A 2,473-nucleotide genomic window follows, 5' to 3' on the forward strand; every position below is an offset into this window, starting at 1 on the left:
CGCGCGGAATAGGCTTTCCGGCCGGTCCGCGACGCGCTACAGGATGCCATGCTCAGCTATCAGCACGCCTATCACGCCGGGAACCTGGCCGACCTGCACAAGCACGCGCTGCTGGCCACCGCGCTGGATTACCTGACGCGCAAGGACAAGCCCCTCAGCTATCTGGAAACCCATGCCGGGCGCGGTCTCTATCGGCTGGACAGCCCCGAGGCGCAGCGCACCGGCGAGGCCGAGGCCGGCATCGACCGCGCCCTGTCCGAACACTGGCTGCCCGAAACCCACCCGCTGATGGCCGCGCTGACCGCGATCCGCGCCAGCCGGGGACCGCGCGCCTATCCCGGATCGCCGCTGGTCGCCGCGCATTTCCTGCGCCCCGAAGACCGCGCCCATCTGGCCGAACTGCACCCCGCCGAACACGAGGCCCTGCGCCAGGTCGCGGGCTTTGCCAACCTCTACCGGCAGGACGGATTCGCCATGGCGCAGGCTGTCTGCCCGCCCACGCCCCGGCGCGGGATGCTGCTGATCGACCCCAGCTACGAGGTCAAGACCGACTATGCCGCGATTCCACGCCATGTCGCCCAGATCGCGCGCAAGTGGAATGTCGGCGTCATCGCGCTGTGGTATCCGATCCTGGCAGACGACCGCCACCGCCCGATGATCCAGGCACTGACCGCCGACCATCCCGGCGCGCTGGTCTCGGAGCTGGGTTTTCCGGCCCTGCGACCCGGCCACGGGATGATCGGATCGGGGATGTTCGTGCTGAACCCGCCTTACGGGCTTGCCGACGAGGCCGCGCGCCTTTCCGCAATTTTCGCCGCGAGGCTCTGACCGGGGATTCCCCGCCCGGTTGCGCTGTGGCATAGTCGCCCGGCCCCATCAGGACGACGCCCATGACCCAACGCCTTTCGATCGGCACCACCGTTTTCATCGTGCTGACCGCCGCGCTTGGCCTCTATTTCGCCTTTGCCGCCGTGCAGGGGCCGTCGGGCCTGTTGCGCCGCATCCAGATCGAATCCGAGATGGCCGAACTGGAAGCGCAGCGCGACGCCCTGCGCGCCGAAGTGTCCGAGATGCAGAACCTGACCCGCCGCCTCTCCGACGAATTCCTCGATCTGGACCTTCTGGACGAACGCGCCCGCGATGTGCTGGGCGTCATGCGCGCCGACGAGGTGATCCTGCGCTGAGCCCTGCCCCGGCTGGGTCCGGCCTCCGGCATTGCGCGGTCCAAAGGGATGCGCTACGGATAGTTTAACGCTGAACTATTCCGACCACAGCCTCAGGAGGATGTGCCGCATGGCCAGGAAACCCAGCCCCGCCAAGGAGGCGCCTTCGAACATATCGAAGGACGAGCTGCTCAAATACTACCGCGACATGCTGCTGATCCGCCGATTCGAGGAAAAGGCCGGCCAGCTTTACGGCATGGGCTTGATTGGCGGCTTCTGCCACCTCTATATCGGGCAAGAGGCCGTCGTGGTCGGGCTGGAGGCCTGCGCCAAGGAAGGCGACAAGCGCATCACCAGCTACCGCGACCACGGCCACATGCTGGCCTGCGGCATGTCCGCCCGCGGCGTGATGGCCGAACTGACCGGCCGCGAGGGCGGCTATTCCAAGGGCAAGGGCGGCAGCATGCACATGTTCAGCCGCGAAAAGCACTTCTATGGCGGCCACGGCATCGTGGCGGCGCAGGTGCCGCTTGGCGCGGGCCTGGCCTTCGCCGACAAGTATCTGGGCAATGACAACGTCACCTTCACCTATTTCGGGGATGGCGCCGCCAACCAGGGCCAGGTCTATGAGACCTACAACATGGCCGAGCTGTGGGACCTGCCGGTCGTCTTCGTGATCGAGAACAACCAATATGCCATGGGCACCTCGGTCAAGCGCTCGACGAAATCGACGACGCTGTTCGGTCGGGGCGAGGCGTTCGGCATCCCCGGCGAACAGGTTGACGGCATGGACGTGCTGGCGGTCAAGGCGGCGGGCGAAAAGGCCGTGGCGCATTGCCGCGCGGGCAAGGGCCCCTACATCCTCGAAGTGATGACCTACCGCTATCGCGGTCACTCCATGTCGGACCCGGCCAAGTATCGCTCGCGCGAGGAAGTGCAGAAGATGCGCGACGAACGCGACGCCATCGAGAACGTGCGCGACCTGCTGCTGACCGGCGGCCACGCGACCGAGGACGAGCTCAAGGCGATCGACAAGGACATCAAGGACATCGTCAACGATTCCGCCGAATTCGCCAAGGAAAGCCCGGAACCGTCGCTGGACGAGCTCTGGACCGACATCTACGCCGACGACCTGCCGCAGGGCAGCGCCGAAGAGAACGCCTGAGGGGGTGACGTAATATGGCAACCGAGATTCTGATGCCCGCCCTGTCCCCGACCATGGAGGAGGGGACTCTGGCGAAATGGCTGAAAAAGGAAGGCGACGTCGTGAAATCCGGCGACATCATCGCCGAGATCGAGACCGACAAGGC

General features: G+C 65.9%; 4 protein-coding genes. All 4 read left to right on the top strand.

The features are described from left to right. Positions 1 to 48 precede the first annotated feature (48 nt). Positions 49 to 828 carry a 23S rRNA (adenine(2030)-N(6))-methyltransferase RlmJ gene (locus tag QAR72_RS15600; RefSeq protein ID WP_304618296.1) on the top strand — a complete coding sequence of 260 codons (780 nt, stop codon included), beginning with the start codon at positions 49 to 51 and terminating at the stop codon, positions 826 to 828. Between the two features lie 62 nt (positions 829 to 890). Then, positions 891 to 1,184, top strand: a complete 294-nt coding sequence (locus tag QAR72_RS15605) for an FtsB family cell division protein (protein WP_304618297.1) — start codon at positions 891 to 893, stop codon at positions 1,182 to 1,184. Between the two features lie 109 nt (positions 1,185 to 1,293). Then, positions 1,294 to 2,328, top strand: coding sequence for a pyruvate dehydrogenase (acetyl-transferring) E1 component subunit alpha (pdhA, locus tag QAR72_RS15610; protein ID WP_304618298.1), 1,035 nt, complete (start codon positions 1,294 to 1,296; stop codon positions 2,326 to 2,328). Positions 2,329 to 2,342: 14 nt separating this feature from the next. After that, positions 2,343 to 2,473, top strand: a 131-nt coding sequence (locus QAR72_RS15615) for a biotin/lipoyl-containing protein (protein ID WP_304618299.1), incomplete at its 3' end; no start/stop codon positions are given.

It is taken from the genome of Paracoccus sp. (in: a-proteobacteria) (genome assembly GCF_030604785.1).
GTDB lineage: Bacteria > Pseudomonadota > Alphaproteobacteria > Rhodobacterales > Rhodobacteraceae > Paracoccus.